Genomic DNA, 23802 nt, shown 5'->3' on the forward strand with positions numbered 1-23802 from the left:
CTAGCGCCGGGCTCCACACTTCGCCATCAAGGGAGGACGCTTCATGGGAAGCGACATCTCGCAGTTCAGTGCATCGCCCGCAGCCAGGCAACACAGCTGGACCTTGGCCGCCTACCGCCACATGGCGCGCAAACGGCTGGGTGGAAAAACGGCGACCGATCTCAAGAGCGTCGCCACCAAGTGCTGGGACATCGCCCCGGGCGAAGCCACGGTTTCGCCGCCGGCCATTTTCCTGCCTGGTCAGCTGGAGCGGGTGACGGGCTGGGAAGGCAAGCGGTTTTACCCCTACGTGCACCCGGCGCAGACCATGGAGGGGGGCGTCAACACATTGCAAGGGCCAACCCGTGGCTACTTGATCAAGGATGTATGGCTGGTCGAAGGGGCGTTGTACAAGGGCAAAGCCAGCCATTGGCTGTCACAGAAGCCGAGTACCTTCCCGACCATCCTCATCGACAATGAAATCGATCGCGCTGCAATCTACTGCACGCAAAACGGTAACGCCTGGTTCGGCACCTGGTTGATGGAAGACTGTCCGACCTATGCGCTGGCCTGCAACGAGGGCATCCCGGTGACCACCGCCCCGTCTGCCAGGTATCCGCTGTTTACCCAGGCACCGGCCTATGAAGACTGGCTGGACATGAAGCCTTTGCGCCTGCGCAGTGCGTTCTTCCGTGAGCTGGTGCTGTTCGATGACCAGAGCAACAACCGCAGCCGGCATGCTCGCTACCGAGCCATGGGTGACAAGCTGCTCTCGCATGTGTCGTACACGCAGCACCCGGGGGTTTTCCTGTTGCGGGGCGGTGATGGTGACCTGCGCCTGTTGCGCAACGAGCTGGAGCTTGCCGAACACTTGCGTACTACCCGCGGTTTTCGCATCGTCAACCCGCTGAAGTCCGATGTGCCGAGCATTATCGCGGCATGCGCCGGGGCTAAAGTGGTCATCGGGGTGGAGGGTAGTCAGTTGGTGCATGGCGTGAATGTGCTGCAGGCTGGAGGCTGCCTGCTGACTTTGCAGCCGCCGAACCGTTTCGTCAGTTACTACAAATACCTGACGGATCGTGACCAGCAGCATTTTGGCTTTGTGGTGGGCCTGCCGGAAGGCGATGGTTTCAGGATCGATATTGACGAAGTGGAGCGCACGTTGGATCTGTTCCCACGATAAGTGTGTAGTATCGGTGCATGGATCCGCGGCGGGCAGGGCAGTAGAGGATGATCGAGGTATCACGGTTTTGGCGCGACCCTGCCTTGCCGTTCGTCGAAGCCCGACGGGTAGGGGACGGGCGCAAGGTGTGCTACGCCGCGCACTCTCACGAGAGCTTCTCCATCGGGGTGATCACGGGGGGGCGTAGCACTTACATCAACAGTGACCAGTGCGTTGAGGTGGGGGCGGGTACCACGGTGTTGATGAACCCGGGCGTGGTGCATACCTGCAACCCTGTTGCCGGGGAACCCTGGTCTTACCTGATGCTGTTCGTCGATCAGCCTTGGTTGCAGGCAGTGGGTTTTACCCTGCCAACACAGACCTGGAGCCGCTCACCTGTGTTGTACGGGCGGCTGTTGCAGGCCTTTGCCGACCTGTTCGACGCCAGGCTGCCTGATCGGGAAACCCGCCTGGCGGCCCTGTTCAGCGAGCTGCCGGGCATGCTTGCCCGTAATGCCAGCGAGATTGACCAGGGCAATCCACGGCTGGATGCAGCGGCTGCTTTCATACGCGCCCACCGCAGTGACCCGCTCAGCCTCGAAGACATCTGCGGGGCTTGCGGCCTGTCCCGCTCCTACCTGATTCGTGCGTTTCGCCAACGCTTCGGCCTGACGCCGCATGGTTACCTGCTAGACCAGCGTGTACAGCTGGCCCGGGCGCAGTTGCGCCAGGGCCGCTCAATTGCTGAAGTTGCACAGGAGGCCGGGTTCGCTGATCAGGCACACCTGCAGCGGGCATTCAAACAGCACCTGGCGGCGACACCGGGGCATTACAGAAATGCTGTCGCTAGCCTCGGTGCTCCTGCAGGAGCCGTGCATGCCTTAAAGGATCAGGTAAACCGCACTGGCAACCAGTAACACGGCCAGGCTCCGATTGAGCATGCGCAGGTGACGTGGGTTGTCCAGGTACCGGCGAATCACGCTGCCGGCCCAGGCCCAGCAGGCCACTGAGATGAAACAGATCGGCCCGTAGATCCAGGTAAACAGCCACAGCAAGTGCTGTTCACCACCGGTGTAGGCACCCACCCCGGCAACGGCTGCCAACCAGGCTTTGGGGTTCAGCCACTGCATTGCTGCGCCGTGCCAGGCGGAAGGGGCTTGGGTAGGCTGTGCGCTGTTCAGGTTACCGTCGTCACTGGCCAGCTTCCACGCCATGTACAGCAGAAACGCCACACCGCCCCAGTGCAACATCAGGCCCAGCAAAGGCCAGCGAAGCAGCAGTTGATGCAGGCCCAGCCCGACCAGCACCAGCAACAGGCAGAACCCCAGCGTGGCGCCGGCGACATGTGCAACGCTGGCGCGCAGGCCATGGCGGGCACCGCTACCAAGGGCGACGATGTTGACCGGGCCGGGAGAGATCGAGGCCGCAAGGGCGAAGGCGGCCATGGACAGGGATAGGCTCATGAGGAAGATCCACGTGGTTGGAGAGGCGTCATCCTCGCGTCGCCGACGGTCTGATGTATTGAACAAAAGTACCCACGCACGACTCGCTCCCGCGGGGCGATAGGGCGTTGCAGGGTCGTTACAGGTTTTGTAATAGTTTTGCGCTACAACAGAAACCTGCTGTGCTTGTAGCATCGTTCTCCCAATTTGTTATCAAGGTCTATATGAGCACCTTCGCGGAGCCCCCCAGTCTTCGGCCTTTCTGGCCATCCTTCTCCCGTCCTTGTGACGTGCCCCTCGTGAGTACCCGCTAATGGAATGGCTAGCCGACCCCACGGCCTGGTTAGGCCTGTTGACGCTTATCGTCCTCGAGCTGGTGCTGGGTATCGACAACCTGGTGTTCATCGCCATCCTTGCCGATAAGTTGCCGCCCCATCAGCGCGACCGCGCGCGGGTCATTGGCCTGAGCCTGGCGCTCATCATGCGCCTGGGCCTGTTGGCCAGCATTTCGTGGATGGTCACCCTGACCGCACCGCTGTTCGAAGTGTTCGGCAAGAGCTTCTCTGGCCGTGACCTGATCATGCTGTTCGGTGGTGTGTTCCTGCTGTTCAAGGCCACCATGGAGCTGCATGAACGCCTGGAAGGTCACGTGACCCAGGCCAGCGGCACGCTGCGCCATGCCGCGTTCTGGCCGATCGTTGCCCAGATCGTGGTACTGGACGCGGTATTCTCGCTGGATGCCGTGATCACGGCGGTCGGCATGGTCGATGAGTTGTCCGTGATGATGATCGCGGTGATCTTCTCGATCGGTATCATGATCGTTGCCAGCAAGCCGCTGACCCGCTTCGTCAACGCCCACCCTACGGTGATCATGCTGTGCCTGGGCTTCCTGATGATGATCGGTTTCAGCCTCACCGCCGAAGGCCTGGGCTTCCATATCCCGAAAGGCTACCTGTACGCGGCCATCGGCTTCTCGATCCTGATCGAGCTGTTCAACCAGCTGGCCCGTGCCCGCCGCAAGCGCAGCCTGCAACAGCACAGGCCGTTGCGCGAACGTACTGCCCATGCCGTGCTGCGCCTGCTGGGCGGCCGCCGGGTCGAGGCTGACGAGGTCGGCGAGGAGATTGCCGACCTGGTCGAGGGTGGCGGGGAAGAGGTGCTGTTCGACCGCCGTGAGCGGGTCATGATCAGCGGCGTGCTGAACCTGGCCGAGCGGCCGATTCGTACGGTGATGACTGCCCGTGCCGAGGTTGATGTGATCGACCTGGCGCAACCGGCCGACGCCATTGCCCAGGCCCTGGCCAATTCGCCGTACTCGCGCCTGCCGCTGATCCGCGATGGTCGCGTGGACGAGCCCTTGGGCTTTGTGCACAAGAAGGAACTGCTGAAGGAACTGCTCTCGGGCAGCCAGCCCGACCTGGAAAGCATGGCCCGGGCGCCGTTGAACCTGCTGGAGAGCTTCAGCATCCTCAATGCCCTGGAGCAAATGCGCGGTCAGTCGACCCATATTGCCTTCGTGGTCAACGAGTTCGGTGACTTCACCGGGCTGTTGACCATGACCGACATCCTTGAGTCGATTGCCGGTGAGCTGCCGGATGCCAGTGAGGTTGAAGGCCCGGGCATCGTTCAGGAGGGGGAAGGCTTCGTGGTCAGCGGCGCGCTGAACCTCAGCCAGGTGCAGGCGCGTACTGGCTTCAGCGCCCGTGCTACCGAGGATTACCAGACCCTTGCGGGCCTGGTGATGAGCTTGCTCGACCGCCTGCCGATGGTCGGTGACCGGCTAGCCTGGAATGGCTGGATGCTGACCGTGGAGGCGGTTGAAGAGCGACGGGTACGCCAGGTACGGCTTACACCGAACGGCGACGCTGACGTAGCAGGTGCTTGAAGCCCTCAAGCACCAGCACCAGTACTGCGGCCCAGATTGGCAGGTAGGTCAGCCACTGATCCGGGCCGATGGTTTCGCCCAGCAGCAACGCCACGCCTACCAGCAGCACGGGTTCGACGTAGCTGAGCAGGCCGAACAGGCTGAATGGCAGCATGCGGCTGGCCAGCACGTAGGCGATAAGCGCCGAAGCGCTGATCGCGCCAAGGATCGGTACCAACACGTACAGCCCGGGGTGTGCTTGCAGGTCAGCGTTGGACAGTGGGCTCTGGATCACGAAGTACAGCGCCCACGGCAGCAGCAGGCACATGTCGCACCACAGGCCGCCCAGGTGGTCGGTGCGGCAGCGTCGGCGCAGCACGAAGTAGATCGGGTAGCCGATCGTTACCAGCAGGGTTTCCCAGGCAAAACTGCCGTTTTGGTACAGCTCGTGGCCTACGCCCAGTGCGGCGCAGGCCACGGCTACCGTCTGCAGGCGTGACAGCCGCTCGCCATATACCAGCCGCCCGGTCAGGACCATGGCCAGTGGCAGCAGGAAGTAACCCATCGACACTTCCAGGCTGCGCCCATGCAGGGGCGCCCAGAGAAACAGCCACAGTTGCACCCCCATCAGCCAGGAAGTGCCGATCATGCCTAGCAACAGCACCGGCGTGCGTTTTACCCGGCCCATCAGTTCGCCCACCCGCTTCCAGTCTTTCGAGACAAGCATGAACAATGTGAGGCAGGGCAGTGTCAGCAGGGTGCGCCAGCCAAAGATTTCTTCGCCATCGAGTGGCTTGAGCAGGGAGGTATAGTAGTACATCACAGCGAACAGGCAGGACGCCATGACCGATGAAACAATGCCTTTTGACACGAATGCCTCGAATACGGGAATTGAGCGGGTTGATCAACTGCGCATGATCTCAGGGGGCGCATCTTGCAGCAACTGCGTTGCGCCCGGGCGAGTGGCCAGGGCTTCGAGGAACTGGGCGGCCGGCATGGGCCTGGCGAACAGGTAACCCTGCTGGAAGTCCACCCCGTGCGCGGCCAGGTAGTCGCGCTGCAGGTCGGTTTCCACACCCTCGGCAACGATGCCCAGGTCCAGCTTGCCCGACAGCTCGATGATGGTCTCGAGTATGTGCACTGACAGCGCATCGGCGCCGATCATGGCAACAAAGCTCTGGTCGATCTTCAGGTAGTCGACCTTGAATTGCCGCAGGTAGTTGAGGCTCGACTGGCCGGTGCCGAAATCGTCGAGGGCAATCATCACGCCCATGGCATGCAGCTTTTCGAACAACTCAAGGGTGACCGGCGTAGGCTCGATCAGCTTGCGCTCTGTCAGTTCCAGGGTCAGCACCACCCGGCCGGGCGGAAAGTGCTGCAGGAACGTGCGGCAGTCATCCAGCAGGCTGAGGTCGCGGCAGTGGTCAGCGGTGATGTTGACACCAATATGGAAGCCGTCTTCCAACAGGCCGGCATAGGGCGCCAGGCTTTGCGCGGTATGTGTCAGCAGCGCGCGGGTCATGGCGACAATCTGCCCGCTGTGTTCGGCATAGGGGATGAACAGGTCGGGGCGAACCAGGCCCTCTCGCGGGTGGTGCCAGCGCATCAGCACTTCCGCGCCAGCCCAGCGGTAATCGCCCTTGCGCACCACCGGCTGAAAATACGGCAGGAATTCATCGGCCTGCAGGGCACGCTCCAGTTCGGCACGCGGAGAGGTGGCGCGGCGAATCTGCCAGCGGCACACCAGCGCCGCCAAGGCACCCAGTACCAGCAGCAGACTGAGCAGGCCAGGGTAGTGGCTGCGTAACAGTTGGCCTTGCTTGTCGGCACTGTAGCCGCCCTGCACGCTGAAAGGGTAGCGGGTTGAGCCAATCAGCACGTTGGCACTGGGGGCCGCAGGGGATACGCCTTTGTGGACCACCCCGTCCTTGCCCATCCAGGCGTCGCCCACGCGGATCTGCAGTTCTTCATCGGGGCCGATCAGGCGCAGTGCAGTCAGCAGGTGGTCGCCATCCACCGTGGTGATTGCACCGTGGTCGCCGTCGCTGGCACGGTAGACCAGCAGCGGGTGGCCCGGCGTAACCGAGTTGCCGTCCATCAGCCATAACTTGCCGTCGACGTAATCGCCAGGATTGACCGGTTCTTCGAACTCGCCGAACAGCGAGGAGCAATAAAGGTTGTTGTGCCTGAACAGGTTGGTCGAGCGCACGAAGGCATTGCGGGTAACCTGGGCCCGCAGCATGAGCTGGGCCTGCTCGCATGAGCTGTCAGTCAGTGGAAGTAGCGAATTGGCGGCACGGGACAGGTTGTCGAGGATGTGTTCGACGTGCTCCAACGCCTGGCGGGTGGTGGCGTGGCTGCTGGCCTGCATTTCACGTTCGACCTGCCAGTTCATCACGGCCAGGCCGCACATGACCGGCAGCACGCCGACGACCCAGGGCAAGAGCGTGCGCCAGCTGAGTGCGGCGCGGCGTTTGACGGTAAGGGGCATGCTGATCTGACTATCATGGAGTAAAAACGAGAGGATAGCCGTTTGTCGCCGCGTACGAGCAACTAAAACGCGACAAACCATTTTACGCAATGTAGAATCGATTTACGAATACAACAATAAGGTCCTTCACTTCCGAAGGATCAAGCCCGCCGAGAATGGGTCCATATGACATACCATGGGTTCAAGCTGATCATAGGTGACTACCTCGCCCGTAGCGTGCGGGGCATTCCGTGCTCACCGCCGTTCCTGTTCCACATCCCACGCAATCAATAATTTTCGCTGCAGATGAGAACACGAACATGGCTGATATCTTTGAAAATCCAATGGGCCTGATGGGCTTCGAATTCATCGAACTGGCTTCGCCGACCCCAGGCGTACTTGAGCCTGTATTCCAGATACTGGGCTTCACCAAAGTGGCCACCCACCGTTCCAAGGATGTGCACCTGTATCGCCAGGGTGGCATCAACCTGATCCTGAACAATGAACCCAAAAGCATCGCTTCATACTTCGCCGCTGAACACGGCCCGTCGGTATGTGGCATGGCTTTTCGCGTGCGCAATGCCCATGAGGCTTATGCCCGCGCCCTGGAACTGGGCGCTCAGCCGGTAGAAATCGAAACCGGCCCGATGGAATTGCGCCTGCCGGCGATCAAGGGTATCGGGGGGGCACCGCTCTATCTGATCGACCGCTTCGAGGAAGGCAGCTCTATCTACGACATCGACTTCAACTTCATCGAAGGCGTGGATCGCAACCCGGTGGGTGCTGGCCTGAAAATCATCGACCACCTCACCCATAACGTCTACCGCGGGCGCATGGCCTACTGGGCCGGGTTCTACGAGAAACTGTTCAACTTCCGTGAAATCCGCTACTTCGACATCAAGGGCGAATACACCGGCCTGACCTCCAAGGCCATGACTGCGCCTGATGGCATGATCCGCATCCCGCTCAACGAAGAGTCGTCCAAGGGCGCAGGGCAGATCGAAGAGTTCCTGATGCAGTTCAACGGTGAAGGTATCCAGCACGTGGCCTTCCTGACCGATGACCTGCTCAAGACCTGGGATGCGCTGAAGGGGCTGGGCATGCGCTTCATGACCCCGCCACCGCAAACCTACTACGAAATGCTCGAAGAGCGCCTGCCTGGCCATGGTGAGCCGGTCGACCAACTGCAAGCGCGTGGCATCCTGCTCGATGGTGCCTCGCAGCCCGAAGACAAGCGCCTGCTGCTGCAGATTTTCTCTGAAACCCTGCTTGGCCCGGTCTTTTTCGAGTTCATCCAGCGCAAAGGTGACGATGGCTTCGGTGAGGGCAACTTCAAGGCGCTGTTCGAATCCATCGAACGTGACCAGGTACGCCGTGGCGTGCTGAGCACAGACTGATCGCCCCTGGAGTACCGTCGTCGTCATGTTCGTTCGGCGGCGGTACCCCGCCTGTTGGCACGAGCCCTGAACAGGGCCAGGTAGACGATCGAGCCGGTCACGATCCCCACCAGCATCAGCGAGGGGACGATCTGCAGCACCGACTGGCGGATTTCCTGAGCGGTGAAACCCGCTGGGTAGCCACCTTTGACCGTGTATCCATACTTGGCCGACATGGCGCTTGTAAAGAATTCTGACTGTGAAGGGCGCTCAAGGTCACGGCTGTCACCATTGCTCCATATGTAGCGGTCGCCAAATTCGACCAGCAGTGTCAGCCCATCCAGAAAGCCATCCAGCTCATTGCGAATCTGCATGGCATAGGCTGTCACGATGACGCTATTGTTTTTGCCCTTCTGGTGAAAGTCGACCAGCAGCTTCTGGCGCGTGTCAGGAGGGCCGTAGGACAATGCGACCCGCTGGCCGGACGACGCGAATGATGAATAATGCTCCAGCGAACCTGAAGCCGTACTGCAGTAGGGTTGATTGTCTTTGAGCAAGGTCAGCGACCTGACCATGGAGCGGATGGCAACCTGGTCCTGCAAGGCGCTTTTGACGTTATCGCAAGATTCCCCTGCAAATGGCAGGGTGCGCAGGGCCGTCTCGTGCATTCTGTCCAGTGCATTGTCGACGCTGAAAACCGCCTCCTGAACGGAAATGCTGGCGTTTTCCGCAAGTTTCGCTTCCAGCTGGAAAGCCATCACCAGCAAACCGGAAACCACAGGCACCAGCGCCACTGCAATGAGCAGCAGCAGCTCCACCATGCTGCGCCCCGCGTGCATGATTTTCGACATAGGCTAATAGTTCTCCGCTCTGAAACTGTCCGTGGTGAACAGTTGAGCCCTGAGCCTATGTATTTGCTGACCGGGCTGCTGTAGTCCGGCTGCAGTTGAAGCGGTAGGAAAGCGAGCGCCTTGATGTAGCTAACTGCCCTTGAGCTTTTTCAGCACTGCCTCGGCCAGCAAGGCAGTGGAAGCGGGGTTCTGCCCGGTGATCAGCCTGTCATCGTCGACCACGTATGGCTTCCACGGCTCATCATGTTTGCTGTACTCACCGCCGCGAGCCCCAAGTTCGTTCTCCGTCAGGAACGGCACTACGTCGTCCAGTTCGGCCAGTTTTTCCTCTATGTTGGAAAAGCCGGTCACCTTGCGGTCTTTGAGCAGCAGGCAGTTGTTACTCAGCTTGATGTTCAGCAGGCCGACTACGCCGTGACAGACTGCTGCGACAATGCCACCTTTTTCATAGATTTTGCGTGCCAGTTCCTGCAGAGCCTGGTTTTCTGCGAAGTCATACATCACCCCATGCCCACCGGTGTAATAGATGACGCTGTATTCGTTGGCCTTCACCTGCCCTGGGGCCAAGGTACTGCCCAGGCGCGTCATGAAGCGCTTGTCGTCATACCACTGCCAGTCCAGGTCAGGGGCCATCTGCAGGCTTTTCGGGTCGACGGGAACGTAACCGCCCTGTGGGCTGACATAATCGACCGTGTAGCCGGCCTTTTCGACTTTCTCGACAAAGTGAACGGCTTCACCCAGCCACAACCCGGTCGCCCGTTTGAGGGTTGGATACTTCGCTGTATTGGTCAACACCACCAGAATTTTCTTGCTCATGACCCTGCTCCCGTCGCCAACCTGAATGGGCCGGTGCTCCCTGGCCCGAGGGAAAACCTAATTAGCATAGCTGCCACAAGCAAGTCCGCCATGGTGGGCCGGACGTGCTGTGCTAACTTGAATCCATCCACGGGCGAGCGTGCCAGGCTTGGCGGCGCTGTGGTCAACCCTGAGCATTGCTGGAGTCACGATATTGGTCGCTAACGGTAAGCCACGCGAGCCCGCGCCGCAGGTCATCCTGCAGTCGCCTGTTTTGCCATCGATCGAGCCGATGGGGGAGCGGATAGCCCAGTTCGACTGGTGGCGTACCTCGCTTGGGCCATTGTCGCGCTGGCCTGCTTCGTTGCGCATTGCCGTGGACATGATGCATTTGTCACCTTTCCCATGTGCGGTGGTCTGGGGGCCGGACCTGTGTGTGGTGCATAACGATGGCTACCGGGCGTTGCGGGCATTACCGGATGCGCTGGGCATGGCGTTCGATACCCTGTGGAGTGATATCTGGCCTGCAGTGGGCCCCTGGGTGTTCAAGGCACTGGAAGGCCACTCGAATTTTGTCGAGGACCCACCCCTGCGTATCGTCCGCAGTGAAGGCGCCGAACCACTATGGTGCGCATTCGGTTATGCCCCCCTGCACGATGAACTCGGTAACGTGGCGGGGTTTCTGCATACGGTGATCGAGACCACGGCCAGCGTCGAGGCACACCGCCATTGGCGTGAGCAGGTGCAGAGCTTTGAACGCCAGGTCGAGCAGCATGTGGCCGAGCGAGAGCAGTTCTGGTTGCTGTCGCGCGAAGCGATGATGATGCTCACCCCTGAACTGAAACTGCATGCTGCCAACCCGGCCTGGTACCGCATTCTGGGCTGGACAGAAGAACAAGTGCAGGCGATGTCGGTGATGCAGCTGGTGCACCCGACAGAGCGTGCCGAAGTGCAATTGGCAGTGTCCGAGCTGCTGCAATGCAGCCACGCGGAGCAGTTGGAGATCCGCCTGCGACACCGCGATGGTCACTACCACTGGTTTCGCTGGAGTGCGAGGTTTGACGGCAGCCTGCTGACTGCGGTTGGCCGCGACATCACCGCAGACCGTGAAGAGGCTGCGCGGCAGGCAGAGATGCTGATGCACAACAGCGAGCGTATGGAGGTGGTTGGCCAGTTGGCAGGCGGCATGGGCCATGAAATGAACAACTTGCTGTCCGGTATTGGTGGCAGCCTCGAACTGCTGCAGCGGCGCTTGCAGGAGGGGCGGCTGGAGCGTGTGGAGGCCTACGTGGACGTTGCGCGCGACGCGGTGCAGCGGGCCATGGACCTGACCCATCGGTTGATCGCATTTTCCCGCCATCAGCCATTGGCCCCTCGGCCACTGGACTTCAATCGGCAGTTACGTTTGAGCGAACCCCTTTTGCTGCGGGCGTTGGGGGCAGAGATGCGTTTGCACTGGCAACTGGACATTGCACCTTGGGCAGTGAGCCTGGACGTGCCCCAGCTCGAGAATGCCTTGATCAACTTGTGTGCCAATGCGCGTGAAGCGTGCCTGGAACAAGGGAATGTCACCATCAGCAGCGTGAACGAACGGCTGACTGCGTTTTTCCCGGATGAAAGTGGCTTGCCGCCAGGCGACTATGTGGCGTTGCATGTCGAGGATGATGGCCATGGCATGGCAGTGGTTGATATCGCCAGGGCTTTTGAACCGTTTTACACAACCAAACCTCTCGGGCGTGGGGCCGGGCTTGGTCTGTCGATGGTATATGGCTTCGTCCGTCAGTCGGGCGGGTATGCCTGGATCGAGTCGGCGCCAGAGCAGGGCACCAAGGTGTCCATGCTTTTCCCCAGGTGCCATGAGCCGGTTCCGGATGAGCCCGTGCCGGTACCGCTTTCGCAGCGCATGGCACTTGGCAAGCGCCTGCTGCTGGTGGATGACGAGCTTGATCTGCGCGCGGTCATGCGCGAATACCTGACTGAGCGTGGGTTTGACGTCACGGATGTGGGCGATGCCAATAGCGCACTGGAGCGCTTTCGCCATGGCGGCCCTTTCGATCTGGTCATCACCGATATCGGTTTGCCGGGTGGGTTCAGTGGCCGGCAAGTGGCCAAGGCCATGCGCATGCAGCTTGCACAGCAAAAAATTCTGTTCATCACCGGTTATGCAGATCAGTCCATTGAAGCGCAATTGCTCGATCAGCCGGGCACGGCATTGTTGAACAAGCCGTTTTCCCTGGCGCATCTTGCCGATGAGGCGCTACGCCTGCTTGACGTGTAAGGCACTTCAAGGCTTGCCTAGAATGTGTGTCACTCGAGCCTGCAACTGCTGCAACTCGAACGGCTTGCAGATCAGGTGCATGTCAGCGCCCAGGAAGCCTTCGCGGGCCATGGCCGTTTCCGCGTAACCGGTGATGAACAGCACCGGTAATCGTGGGCGCAGGCTGCGGGCAATTTCTGCCAGTTGCCGGCCGTTCATGCCGGGCAAGCCCACATCGGTGATGAGCAAATCCACCGGTTGTGCCGAGCGCAGCACCTTCAGTCCCTCATTGGCGTCGGCTGCGCTTTGGCAGGGGAAGCCGCTTTCGTCCAGCGCCTGGCAAAGCAGTTGGCGCACATGGGGATCGTCCTCGACAACCAGCACGTGTCGGCTGCAGCCGTCTTGCCTGGCTGGCACAGGTTCGCTGTATGACAGGGCCTGGTCGACATGGCGTGGCAAATACAGCTCCACCTGGGTTCCCTGGCCGATCTCGCTGCTGAGGGTGATATGCCCATGGGACTGCTTGCTGAAGCCGTACACCATCGACAACCCCAGGCCAATGCCCTGGCCGGTCGCCTTGGTGCTGAAGAAGGGTTCGAAGGCGTGCTCCAGCGTGCTTTGCGCCATGCCTTGGCCGCTGTCGGTTATTCGCAGGCGCACATAGTCGCCAGTGCGCAAAGCGCCGTCAGCAGCTTGCTCGGTGGCGATGTGATGATTGTTCGCCTCGATGCATAGCAGGCCACCGTTGGGCATGGCCTCGCGGGCATTGAGCAGCAGGTTGTCGAGGGCCTCCTGCAACTGCTGGTCATCCGCCTCCACGGGCCACAGGTCTTTGGCCGCGTGCACTTGCAGGGTTATCGACGGGCTCAGGCGAGCGCCCAGGCGTTCTGCCTTGAGCAAGGTATGCAGATCTATACGTTGGCTGTGCAGCGATTGACGGGAAGAGAAGGCAAGCAAGCGGTGGGTCAGGCGGGCGGCGCGTGAAACGGCCTCGCGGCCCATGCACAGAACGCCATCCAGGCCGTCGCTGCGGCCTTGGCGCAGGCGCCGCTGGATAAGTTCGAAGCTGCCGCTGATGCTGGTGAGCAGGTTGTTGAAATCATGGGCGACGCCGCCGGCCAGTTGGCCGATGGCCTCCATCTTGCGTGCCTGGCAGCGGGTGAACTCACTGCGGTCCTGCTCTTCGTCCGGGGTTGAAGGCCGGCTGTCCAGGCGCTGCTGCATGCCATGGAGCTGGTCACGTGTCACGTACTGTCGCCGCCGGTTGCGCAGCGCGGACTGGGTCATGTGCAGCAACTGGGCATTTTCGTAGGGCGTGACCAGCCAGAGAAGATTGCCCACTGGATGATGATTCACGCCAGCGGTCGACCAGGCGCCCTGGGTCAGCAGCACGATGGGCAAATCCGACCAGCTGGGTTGCTGGTCGATGAATGCCTGCAGCAAGGCGCTTGGGCCTTGGCTGAACACCTGCTCGGCAATGATCGCCAACCCTGCGCCCTCGGTCAGACGCGCCTGCAGGTTGGCCAGGTCGACCGCGCAGAGGCTGTTGATGCCGGCGGAAGTCAGCAGACGTGAGGTATCCGCCGCCAGTTGTGGCGGTGCGAGGATCAAGGCACGTTCATCCAGCGCCAACGAACTGGCCAAAACGACTCTCCTTTAGGGTGGCCTTATACCCACTGGACCCTGGCACAGGCTCAGGGTTCAACTAAGTTCAGGTACTGCCTACAGGCCCTGTTGCAGCACAGGGTCGTCCGGGTTCTGACGCTCCAGCTCGGCGAGCGATACTTGCACGTTCTGCAACTGGCCGGACTCTTTCCAGTACTGAATCAGCAGCACCCGTGCCCGGCGATTGGCTGGCTGCCGATTGAGCACGGTTTCCAGTTGCTTCTGGGCGGCGTCGAGCTGGTCCAGCTCATGCAGGGTGACTGCCAGGGTATAGCGGTAATCGGCGTTGTCCGGGTCCAGTTCGACGGCGCGGGACAGGGCCAGCAAGGCATACTCGCGCTGTTCGTGGCGCTTCAGCCAAAGCCCTAGCTCATACTGCAGAAAGGCCGAGTCGGGGCTCAGCGCCAGGGCTTTGCCCAGCACCTGGCGGGAGGCGTCGTGGTGGCCCTGGCGCTCGAGCAGGCGTACCTGAGTCGCCAGGGCATCGAGGTTGCCGGGGGCAACCGCGAGCGCACGCTGCAGGGCCGCAGCGGCGTGCGTGTAGTCGTTTTCGTGCAGGTACAGGCGCGCCAGGTGCACTTGGGCCTCGGCATCTTCAGGCTGTTGCTCCAGGGCTTGCTGGTATTGCTCCAAGGCTGACTGCAGGGGGCCGAAATAGAGGCCGATGGCGTCGGGATCGAGGCCCAGCAGGGCATCCACGGCGGCAAAACGCACGCTTTGCTCACTGTCGTCCAGCAGCGGGCCGAGTACCAGGCTGCGCTGTGCTGGCGGTAACAGGCGGCGGATACTGGCAATGGCCGCTCGACGCACCAGCGGCTCGGCATGTTCCAGGTCCTGGCGGGCCAGTTTCAATGCCTGCGGCGAGGGGTAGTTGGGCAACTCGGCGTACAGTGCCGCACGGCGGATCGCAGGCAGGTCGTTACGCTGCAATTGCTGGTACAGCACCCGTGCGGCGCCGGGCTGACCGTCGTGGGCCTGGCGCAGCGCCTTGGCGTAGCTGTGTGCTGGCAAGGTTGGCGGGGTTGGCGGGGCGTCGCGCCACAGGTAGCCGAACAGGGCCGATACCAGAATCGACAACAGCAGGGCGATCAGGTAGCGGTTGCGTCTGGGCATCGGACGATCCGTGGCGGCGGGAAGGGCAGAGCTTGGGCCAGCCGGGGGGTAAATGCAACCGAACCGGGCACGCCGTTGGCCAGGCGCCAGGCCTGCGGTGGCATTCCATGCACTGCGTATTGGGGTGAATACGATGGCAAACATAAAAAAGCCCCGCGGGCCATGGCCTGCGGGGCAAACGGTTGGGGGAGGAGCCAACCAAAGGAGTCGTTGAGGCAGTGGAATCAGTGCGCGCTGGCCACCGTCTCCGGTTGCCAGCCGCCACCCAGGGCCTTGTAGATCGAGACGATGCCGCGATAAAGGTCGACCTCACCCTGAGCTTGTGCATCTTCAGCACTTAGCCGCTCACGTTCGGCATCGAGCAGTACCAGGTAGTCCACGGTACCCTCGCGATAACGAATCGAGGCCAGTTCTGCTGCCTTGCGGCTGGCGTCGCTCTGGCGCATCAGCGACAGCAGACGCTGCTGGGTCTTGTCGTAATCGCTGAAGGCGTTGGCCGACTCTTCCAGCGCCAGCAGCACCTGCTGTTCGTAGTTGGCCAGTGCCCCTTCGGCATCGGCCTTGGCGCCGCGCAGGCGGGCCCGCACGCTGCCCAGGTCGAAGGCCGCCCAGGTGATGCTCGGGCCCAGCGCCCAGGCGTTGGCTGCCGACGAGCCGATCTGCGAGCCGCGGGCGGCGGTAAAACCGAGGAAGCCACTGAGGCTGACGCGGGGGAACAGGTCGGCGGTGGCCACGCCAACGTTGGCGGTGGCGGCCGCCAGCTGGCGCTCGGCGCTGCGGATGTCCGGGCGGCGGCGCAGCAGCTCACCCGGGTCACCGACCGGCAGCGCCTTGGCGATGGCCGGCAGGGCCTTGGGCGACAGGTCTACGCTGAGCGCGTCAGGGCGCTGGCCGAGCAGGGTGGCGATGCGATGCCGCGCCCGTGCCTGTTCGGCTTGCAGTTGTGGCACGGTGGCTTCGACCCCGGCCAGGCGCGCATCGGCACGCACCACGTCGAGGTCATTGCCCACGCCCGCATCGCGCAGGGTTTCGGTAATGGTGCGTGATTCCTGCTGGGTCTTCAGGTTGGCCAGGGCGATCTTCTCGCGCAACTGGGCACCGCGCAGCTGCCCGTAGGCATCGACCAGTTCGGCGATCAGGCTGACCTGCAACTGTTGCAGGTCGGCGGCGGCCACCGCTTCCTGGGCTTCGCTGGCTTCGAGCTGGCGCTGGATGCGGCCGAACAGGTCAAGTTCCCAGGCCATGTCCAGGCCCAGGTCGTAGCGCTCGCTGTTCACCCGCTGCGTGGTCTGGCCGGGGATCTGGCCTTTGCCGAGATCGCTGCTGGCACGGCTGGTGACCACCGGGAACGGGTCGTTTTCGGCATCTTCGCGGATCGAACGGGCCGATTTCAGGCGGGCGAAGGCCACGCGCAAGTCTCGGTTGCCGTCCAGCGAAGCCTGCACCAGCTGGTTCAGCACCGGGTCGTCGAACTGCTTCCACCACAGGCTCTCGAAGCGGCTACGGTCGTAGGCCTTGGCCTGCACATCGCTGCCCAATTGCGCAGGTTCGGTGGCTGGCGCCTGGTAGTCCGGGCCTACCGCACAGGCCGCCAGGGCCAGTGCCAGCAGGCTTGGGGTCAGGGGTTTGAGCAGGTTCATGCGTGGTTCTCCAGCACTTGAGCGTGTTCAGCCTTGCGGGCCTGGCGACGCTCGACGAAACGGCGGATCAGGAAGAAGAACACCGGGGTCAGGAACAGGCCGAACACGGTCACGCCGATCATCCCCGAGAACACCGCCACACCCATGGCATGGCGCATTTCCGAACCTGCACCGGAGCTGAACACCAGGGGCACCACACCCATGATGAAGGCGATCGAGGTCATCAGGATCGGCCGCAGACGCAGGCGGCAGGCTTCCAGCACCGCAGCCAGCGGGTCGAGGCCCTTGGCCTGTTCGTCCTTGGCGAATTCGACGATCAGGATCGCGTTCTTGCACGCCAGGCCCACCAGTACGATCAGGCCGATCTGGGTGAAGATGTTGTTGTCGCCACCCGATACGATCACACCGGTGATGGCCGACAACAGGGTCATCGGCACGATCAGGATCACCGCCAGCGGCAGGCTCCAGCTTTCGTACTGGGCGGCCAGCACCAGGAACGCCAGCAGTACGCACAGTGGGAACACCAGCAATGCGGTATTGCCCGAGAGGATCTGCTGGTAGGTCAGGTCGGTCCACTCGAAGGTCATGCCGTTGGGCAGTTCCTCTTTCAGCAGCTTCTCGATTGCAGCTTCCGCCTGACCAGAGCTGTAGCCCGGGGCGGCAGCGCCGTTGATCTCGGCAGTGATGAAGCCGTTGTAGTGCATCACCCGGTCCGGCCCGGAGGTGTCGCTGACCTTGAGGAAGGTCGCCAGCGGGATCATCTCGCCAAGGTTGTTGCGCACCTTCAGTTGGCCGATCTGCTCGGCATCAAGGCGGAACTGCTGCTCGGCCTGGACGTTGACCTGGTAAGTGCGGCCAAAGCGGTTGAAGTCGTTGGTGTACAGCGAGCCCAGGTAAACCTGCAGGGTGTCGAAGATGTCGGTGATCGCCACTCCGTGGGTCTTGGCCTTTTCCCGGTCGATGGCGGCATCGACTTGTGGCACGTTGACCTGGTAGCTGGTGAACAGGCCAGCCAGCTCTGGGACGTTGTGGCTCTTGGCGATGATGTTCTGGGTTTCCTTGTACAGCGCTTCGTAACCCAGGTTGCCACGGTCTTCGATTTGCAGACGGAACCCGCCAATCGTGCCCAGGCCCTGTACCGGCGGCGGTGGGAAGATGGCGATGTAGGCGTCCTGGATGTCGGCGAACTGGGCATTCAGCGCGGCTGCGATGGCTGCCGCCGACTGGCTCGGGTCCTTGCGCTCATCGAATGGTTTGAGCGGGGTGAACACGATGCCGCTGTTGGGGCTGTTGGTGAAACCGTTGATCGACAGGCCCGGGAAGGCTACCGAGTCGGCCACGCCAGGCTGCTTCAGGGCGATTTCGCTCATGCGCTTGATCACCGCTTCGGTACGGTCGAGGCTGGCCGCGTCCGGCAGTTGGGCGAAGGCCACCAGGTACTGCTTGTCCTGGGCCGGCACGAAACCGGTCGGCGTGGACGAGAAACCGAGGTAGGTCAGGCCCATCAGGCCGGCATACACGAACAGGGCGATGCCGCTGGAGCGGATGACGCGGCGCACGCCACCGACGTAGCTGTGGCTGGCCCGGTCGAAGAACCGGTTGAAAGGGGAGAACAGCCAGCTGCCCAGCAGCTTGTCGAGGAACCGCGAGAAACGGTCCTTGGGTGCATGATGGTCCTTGAGCAGCACCGCGGCCAAGGCTGGCGACAGGGTCAGCGAGTTGAACGCCGAAATGACGGTCGAGATGGCGATGGTCAGGGCGAACTGTTTGTAGAACTGCCCGGTCAGGCCGGAAATGAACGCTGCAGGTACGAACACCGCGCACAGCACCAGGGCGGTGGCGATGATCGGCCCGGTCACTTCGCTCATGGCCTTTTGCGTGGCTTCCAGCGGTTTCAGGCCCAGCCCGATGTTACGTTCGACGTTCTCCACCACGACGATGGCATCGTCCACCACGATACCGATGGCGAGCACCAGCCCGAATAACGACAGCGCGTTGAGTGAAAAACCGAACAGGTGCATGACCGCGAAGGTACCGATCAGCGAGACCGGCACCGCCAGCAGCGGGATGATCGAGGCGCGCCAGGTCTGCAGGAACAGGATCACCACCAGCACCACCAGCACCAGGGCTTCGAACAGGGTGTGCACCACCGCTTCGATGGAGCCGCGCACGAAGATGGTCGGGTCATAGACGATGCTGTAGTCCATCCCTTCCGGGAAGTCCTTTTTCAGCTCGGCCATTTTCGCCCGCACTTCGTCGGAGATCTCGATGGCGTTGGAGCCTGGGCGCTGGAAAATCGGGATGGCCACCGCCGGCTGGTTGTTCAGCAGCGAGCGCAGGGCGTACTGGCTGGAGCCGAGTTCGACCCGGGCGATGTCTTTCAGGCGGGTGATCTCGCCATCGGCACCGGCGCGGATGATGATGTTTTCGAACTCTTCCTCGTTGACCAGACGGCCCTGGGTATTGATCGACAGCTGGAAGCTGGTCGAGCCTGGGGCAGGTGGCGCGCCCAGCTGGCCAGCGGCTACCTGGCGGTTCTGCTCGCGGATTGCCGCGACCACATCACTGGCCGTCAGGTTGCGCGAAGCGGTCTTGTTCGGGTCCAGCCAGACGCGCAGCGAGTAGTCGCCCATGCCAAACAGCTGCACGTCGCCTACGCCGCCCAGGCGCGCCAGTTCGTCCTTGATGTTGAGGATGGCGTAGTTGGACAGGTAGAGCATGTCGTAGCGGTTGTCCGGCGAGGTCAGGTGCACGACCATGGTCAGGTCAGGCGAGGCCTTGTCGACGGTGATACCGATACGGGTCACTTCCTCGGGCAGCTTGGGCTGGGTACGGGTCACGCGGTTCTGCACCTGCACCTGGGCGTTGTCCAGGTCGGTACCCAGGGCGAAGGTGATGGTCAGCGTCAGCTTGCCGTCCGCAGTGGACTGGGAGGACATGTACAGCATGTTCTCCACACCGGTAATGGCCTGCTCCAGCGGCGCGGCAACGGTTTCGCCGATGACCTTGGGGTTGGCGCCGGGGAAGTTGGCGCGCACCACCACGGTGGGCGGCACCACTTCGGGGTATTCGCTGATCGGCAGCTGGAACAGCGAGATCGAACCCGCGATCAGCAGCACCAGCGACAGCACCGCGGCGAAGATCGGCCGGGTAATGAAGAATTTCGAGAAGTTCATCGGTAGGGTCCCTTAACCGCGTGGCGCCTGGGCGCTGGCGACTTTCACGTTGTTGCCCGCCACCTTCGGCGCCGGGTTGCTGGCCTCCAGGGCCTGGCGCTGCTGGGCGAGGGCGGCGAGGGTTTGTTCGCTGGCCATCTGTGTTTCTTCCGGGGTTACCGGCGAACCAGGGCGTACGCGCTGCAGGCCCTTGACCACGATGCGGTCGTCCTTGCCCAGGCCGCTGCGCACGATGCGCAAGCCTTCCAGCTTCGGCCCCAGTTCCACGGCGCGGTAGGTGGCCTTGTTGTCCTTGTCCATGACCAGCACAAACTTCTTGCCAAGGTCAGTACCCACGGCTTCGTCGTTGATCAGCATGGCGTCGTACTGGGCGCTGCCGACCAGCTTCAGGCGCGCATACAGGCCCGGGGTGAACTGGCCATTGCTGTTGTCGAATACCGCGCGGCCGCGGATGGTGCCGGTGCGCGGGTTGACCTGGTTGTCGACGAAGTTCATCTGGCCCAGGTGCGGGTTGCCGTTTTCGTTGGTCAGGCCCAGGTATACCGGGGTGCTCTGGCTACGCTGGCCTTCACGGGCCAGCTGGGTGTACTTGAGGTACACGCGCTCGTCGGCGTCGAAGTAGGCGTAGACCTTGTCGGTGGACACCACGCTGGTCAGCGGGGTGACATCGGCGGTGACGATGTTGCCGGCGGTGAACTCGGCGCGGCTGACTCGGCCGCTGATGGGCGCGGTGACGCGGGTGAAGCTGAGGTTCAGGCGCGCCAGGTCGAGCTGGGCCTGGATCGCATCGACCCCGGCACGGGCTTCGGCGGCGGCACTGCTGCGCGATTCGGCCAGTTCGGCGGAGATGGCATTGCTGTCACGCAGGCGCTCGCCACGACGGGCTTCGTTGGCGCTGCGGATGGCGGTGGCCTTGGCTTGTTGCAGCTGGGCTTCGAGGCGGCGGACTTCGGCCTGGAACGGGCGTGGGTCGATCTGGAACAGCAGGTCGCCTTTCTTGACCTGAGCGCCTTCGGTGAAGGCGACCAGGTCGATCTGGCCGGAGACCCGCGGGCGCACTTCGACGGTTTCCGGGGCTTCGAGGCGGCCGGTGAACTCGTCCCATTCGGTGATCGGTTGCTCGATCACCTTGGCCACACTTACCTTCGGCGCAGCGGGAGCCTGCACCGCGTCGGGGGTTCGACCGCAAGCGCTGATCACCACCACTGCCAGGGCAGCGAGGGGGAAGCGCAAGGGTTTGAGTGATTGTTCCATGGAGAACTCCGCCAATGTATTAGTAGTGGGCGGAGTGTGAGTGTGTTGCGCGTGAGGCACGAATCGAACGGGACGAAGGTTAATATCACGCTGAATGATAAGTGGGGATCAACTATCGATGGCGGCCCGGGTTGGGCGCAGAACACCGCCTGTGTGGGCTTCAGGTTACGCGAAAGCCTGGGCCTGGCCATTCAGTGAATACTTGAGGCCAGCTCGAAGATCGGCATGTACATGAGGATTACGATCAGGCCGATCAGCAGGCCGATGAAGGTCATCAGCAGCGGTTCGAACAGTTTGACGAACCATTCCACCCAGCGGCCGATTTCCTGGTCATGGAAGTCGGCGCAGCGCTCCAGCATCTCGCCCAGGTTGCCAGACTGCTCACCAGCGCGCAGCAGGCGCAGGGATACCGGCGTCACCAGGTGCCCGGCCGCCAGAGCATCGGAAAGCGGCAGCCCTTCGCCCACCCGCTGGCTGGCCTGCTCCAGACCCTGCGCTGCTGCGTTGCCGAGCAGGCCGCGGGCCATGCCCATGGCGGTGAGGATGGGGATGCCGCCTTGCAGCAGAATGCCCAGCGAGCGATAGAAACGCGCCAGCTCGTACATCATCAGGCGCTGGTGCAGTGCGGGCAGGCGCCGCAGTTGGCAGGAGGCCCAGTACCGTACACGCGGGTGCCGGCGCAGCAGCCAAAGCGCCGCGACCCCACCGACGGTGCCCAGCGCCAGTGGCGCTTGCTGGGCATGCAGAAACAGGCCGACCTGCATCAGCACCCGTGACAGCCAGGGTAGCTCGGTGCCCATGCCTTCGAACACCTGGCTGAAACGCGGCACCACGTAGCCGAGCAGGAACAGCACCACACCGCCTCCCACCAGCAACAGCAGTAACGGGTAGACCGAGGCACCCACCAGCTTCTGCCGGACCAGGTCCAGGCGCTGGCGATAGCTGATGTAGCGGGTGAGGGCGTCGCCCAGAGCACCGGTGCGTTCGCTGGACTGCACCAGCGCCACATACAACGGCGGGAATACCCGCGGTTGCTGGCCCAGCGCCTGGGACAGCGAGCGGCCCTCGTACAGCTGGCGCACCAGCTCGGCGAGCACCTTGCGCGCTGTCGCTGCGGGGCTCTTCTCCGCCAGGCTTTCCAGTGCGTCAATCAGCGGCAGGCCGGCATTGAGCAAGGTTGACAGTTCCTGGCTGAACAGCACCAGGTCGAACGCCGCTTCACGTCGCCAGGCCATGCTGCGCAGGGCGCCGCCGCTGCTGCGCAGGCTGAGCACACGCAGGCCCTGGTCTTCGGCCTGGCGGCGGGCCTGGTCGGCGTCCTCGGCGTCGATCTGCAACTGCACCACGCCCTGCCTACCCAGGGCCTTGAGGCTGTAGCGCATGGCCGCTCTCCTTACTGCCAGCTGGTAATTTCAGCGTTTTCGCCATCGCCACCCGGCTGGCCGTCCTTGCCCATCGACAGCAGGTCGTATTCACCGCCGTTCTCGCCAGGTTGCCGGTAGATGTAAGCGCGGCCCCACGGGTCTTGCGGCACGGCCTTCTGCAGGTACGGACCGGTCCAGCGAGCCTCGCCACTGGGCGCGACCACCAGCGCCTGCAAACCTTGTTCGCTGTTGGGGTAGTGGCCGACCTCCAGACGGTACAAGTCCAGGGCCTTGCTCAGCCCCTCGATCTGCGCCCGCGCTACCTTGGCCTCGGAGCGGCCTAGCTGACTGAAGTATTTGGGGGCGACGATGCCGGCCAGCAGGCCGAGTACTACCAGTACCACCAGGAGTTCAAGCAGAGTGAAGCCACGTTGCGGGTTGGTTCTGCGCTGCATGGTGAAACCCTCCACTGCATGGGGACAAGCGTTGACATGCGCCATGCAACAGCCGTGCACGTCTGCCTCGGGGCCTTGCGCCATGCGGCACAGGAAGCGGCACAGTGCTTGCGTCGTGGTGAATGTACTCGGGTTTTCCGGGGCATTTCCCCCACATCGGGGGCCACGACGAAGAGGCGACCGGCATGCGTGGACTCATCCTCGGTTTGATCTGGCTGGCGGCAGGTGCTGCCCAGGCCGATGTGTACATCTCAATCGATGCCAAGGGTGGCTACGTACTGACCAATGTCCATCGACCAGGGCGACACTATGAGAAGGTGATCAGCGAGCCGCTGGCCCAGGGCGGGCCGGTCAAAGCGCAGATGATCACCGGCCGCCCTTACGCCGAGGTAGTCGCCACGGCTGCGCGCCTCCACAACCTGCCGCCGGCGCTGCTGCACGCGGTGATCAAGGCCGAGTCCGGCTACAACCCCAAAGCCCGTTCGCGGGCGGGTGCAGTGGGGTTGATGCAACTGATGCCGGACACCGCCCGCGAGATGGGGGTGCAAGACCGCCTGGACCCGGAAGACAATGTGCAGGGCGGGGCACGCTACCTCAAGCAGATGCTCACCCTGTTCGACAACGACATCACCTTGGCCGTGGCGGCCTACAACGCTGGCCCGGATGCTGTACTGCGGCGCGGTGCCGTGCCGCCGTTTGCCGAGACCCGGCGCTATGTGCCCACGGTGCTGCGCGAGTATCGAAAGTTGCAAGGGTTGACGGATGATTCGTCTTTGTAACAGCGGGCGTGCAGCTCAAGCATTCCCGCAGGGGCCGCGCCACCCTCAAGCTGTTTTGGGTAGGTGAAGTCAGGGCGAATAAATACCCTTCGGCGGATGCCATCAATTTAATACTATAGTTTCCCCAAGTCTGGGCTATAACCTTCTGAAGGTGCCCAGC

General features: G+C 62.5%; 18 protein-coding genes. 6 read left to right on the forward strand and 12 right to left on the reverse strand.

Annotated elements, in window-relative coordinates:
• The first annotated feature begins 43 nt into the window (after nt 1-43).
• Both AC3RCM_RS12170 and AC3RCM_RS12175 read left to right on the forward strand, forming a co-directional pair.
• Nucleotides 44-1162 carry a glycosyltransferase 61 family protein gene (locus tag AC3RCM_RS12170; protein WP_004576556.1) on the forward strand — a complete coding sequence of 373 codons (1119 nt, stop codon included), beginning with the start codon at nt 44-46 and terminating at the stop codon, nt 1160-1162.
• 47 nt (nt 1163-1209) lie between these two features.
• A complete protein-coding gene (locus tag AC3RCM_RS12175) occupies nt 1210-2058 on the forward strand; it encodes a helix-turn-helix transcriptional regulator (RefSeq protein WP_003253877.1) in 849 nt (282 codons plus the stop codon).
• Here AC3RCM_RS12175 and AC3RCM_RS12180 read toward each other — a convergent pair.
• Nucleotides 2023-2604 carry a LysE family translocator gene (locus tag AC3RCM_RS12180; protein WP_047605196.1) on the reverse strand — a complete coding sequence of 194 codons (582 nt, stop codon included), beginning with the start codon at nt 2602-2604 and terminating at the stop codon, nt 2023-2025. The two genes, AC3RCM_RS12175 and AC3RCM_RS12180, sit on opposite strands and share 36 nt — an antisense overlap.
• Nucleotides 2605-2896: 292 nt before the next feature.
• On the opposite strand from AC3RCM_RS12180, the gene AC3RCM_RS12185 reads away from it, so the two are divergent.
• Complete coding sequence (locus tag AC3RCM_RS12185; protein WP_064493275.1) at nt 2897-4468, forward strand: TerC family protein; 1572 nt, start codon at nt 2897-2899, stop codon at nt 4466-4468.
• Here AC3RCM_RS12185 and rarD read toward each other — a convergent pair.
• Nucleotides 4431-5318: an EamA family transporter RarD gene (gene rarD, locus AC3RCM_RS12190; RefSeq protein ID WP_064493276.1), complete on the reverse strand. Its 888-nt coding sequence runs from the start codon at nt 5316-5318 to the stop codon at nt 4431-4433. The genes AC3RCM_RS12185 and rarD overlap by 38 nt on opposite strands.
• 33 nt (nt 5319-5351) lie before the next feature.
• Entirely contained in the window at nt 5352-6938 is a 1587-nt protein-coding gene (locus AC3RCM_RS12195; RefSeq protein ID WP_064493277.1) for an EAL domain-containing protein, read from the reverse strand.
• A gap of 299 nt (nt 6939-7237) precedes the next feature.
• On the opposite strand from AC3RCM_RS12195, the gene hppD reads away from it, so the two are divergent.
• A complete protein-coding gene (gene hppD / locus AC3RCM_RS12200; protein ID WP_104961566.1) occupies nt 7238-8314 on the forward strand; it encodes a 4-hydroxyphenylpyruvate dioxygenase in 1077 nt (358 codons plus the stop codon).
• Nucleotides 8315-8337: 23 nt separating this feature from the next.
• On the opposite strand, the gene AC3RCM_RS12205 is transcribed toward hppD, so the two are convergent.
• Both AC3RCM_RS12205 and AC3RCM_RS12210 read right to left on the reverse strand, forming a co-directional pair.
• Nucleotides 8338-9144 (reverse strand): CSS-motif domain-containing protein, encoded by an 807-nt coding sequence (locus AC3RCM_RS12205; protein ID WP_064493279.1) that lies wholly within the window; start codon nt 9142-9144, stop codon nt 8338-8340.
• 129 nt (nt 9145-9273) lie between these two features.
• The gene (locus tag AC3RCM_RS12210) at nt 9274-9960 is read right to left on the reverse strand and encodes a type 1 glutamine amidotransferase domain-containing protein (RefSeq protein WP_064493280.1); all 687 of its coding nucleotides are present in this window, start codon (nt 9958-9960) and stop codon (nt 9274-9276) included.
• Nucleotides 9961-10153: 193 nt separating this feature from the next.
• Between AC3RCM_RS12210 and AC3RCM_RS12215 the strand changes: the two genes are divergently transcribed.
• Nucleotides 10154-12217 carry a hybrid sensor histidine kinase/response regulator gene (locus AC3RCM_RS12215; RefSeq protein WP_081273301.1) on the forward strand — a complete coding sequence of 688 codons (2064 nt, stop codon included), beginning with the start codon at nt 10154-10156 and terminating at the stop codon, nt 12215-12217.
• Between the two features lie 6 nt (nt 12218-12223).
• On the opposite strand, the gene AC3RCM_RS12220 is transcribed toward AC3RCM_RS12215, so the two are convergent.
• From AC3RCM_RS12220 to gspG, 7 genes are all read right to left on the reverse strand, one after another.
• Nucleotides 12224-13840 (reverse strand): response regulator, encoded by a 1617-nt coding sequence (locus tag AC3RCM_RS12220; RefSeq protein WP_064493282.1) that lies wholly within the window; start codon nt 13838-13840, stop codon nt 12224-12226.
• A 78-nt stretch (nt 13841-13918) separates the two neighbouring features.
• A complete protein-coding gene (locus tag AC3RCM_RS12225) occupies nt 13919-14974 on the reverse strand; it encodes a HEAT repeat domain-containing protein (RefSeq protein WP_064493283.1) in 1056 nt (351 codons plus the stop codon).
• Nucleotides 14975-15198: 224 nt separating this feature from the next.
• Complete coding sequence (locus tag AC3RCM_RS12230) at nt 15199-16614, reverse strand: efflux transporter outer membrane subunit (protein WP_064493284.1); 1416 nt, start codon at nt 16612-16614, stop codon at nt 15199-15201.
• A complete protein-coding gene (locus tag AC3RCM_RS12235) occupies nt 16611-19790 on the reverse strand; it encodes an efflux RND transporter permease subunit (protein ID WP_003253849.1) in 3180 nt (1059 codons plus the stop codon). The genes AC3RCM_RS12230 and AC3RCM_RS12235 overlap by 4 nt, the downstream gene beginning before the upstream one ends.
• Before the next feature lie 12 nt (nt 19791-19802).
• Nucleotides 19803-21044, reverse strand: a complete 1242-nt coding sequence (gene mexE, locus AC3RCM_RS12240) for a multidrug efflux RND transporter periplasmic adaptor subunit MexE (protein WP_492629640.1) — start codon at nt 21042-21044, stop codon at nt 19803-19805.
• Between the two features lie 191 nt (nt 21045-21235).
• Entirely contained in the window at nt 21236-22426 is a 1191-nt protein-coding gene (locus tag AC3RCM_RS12245; protein WP_012052183.1) for a type II secretion system F family protein, read from the reverse strand.
• Between the two features lie 11 nt (nt 22427-22437).
• A complete protein-coding gene (gspG, locus tag AC3RCM_RS12250) occupies nt 22438-22863 on the reverse strand; it encodes a type II secretion system major pseudopilin GspG (protein ID WP_014861762.1) in 426 nt (141 codons plus the stop codon).
• Between the two features lie 185 nt (nt 22864-23048).
• Here gspG and AC3RCM_RS12255 point away from each other — a divergent pair, with 185 nt between their 5' ends.
• Entirely contained in the window at nt 23049-23642 is a 594-nt protein-coding gene (locus AC3RCM_RS12255) for a lytic transglycosylase domain-containing protein (RefSeq protein WP_004576566.1), read from the forward strand.
• Nucleotides 23643-23802: the final 160 nt, after the last annotated feature.

Source organism: Pseudomonas sp. GW823-FHT05G12 (genome assembly GCF_058795575.1).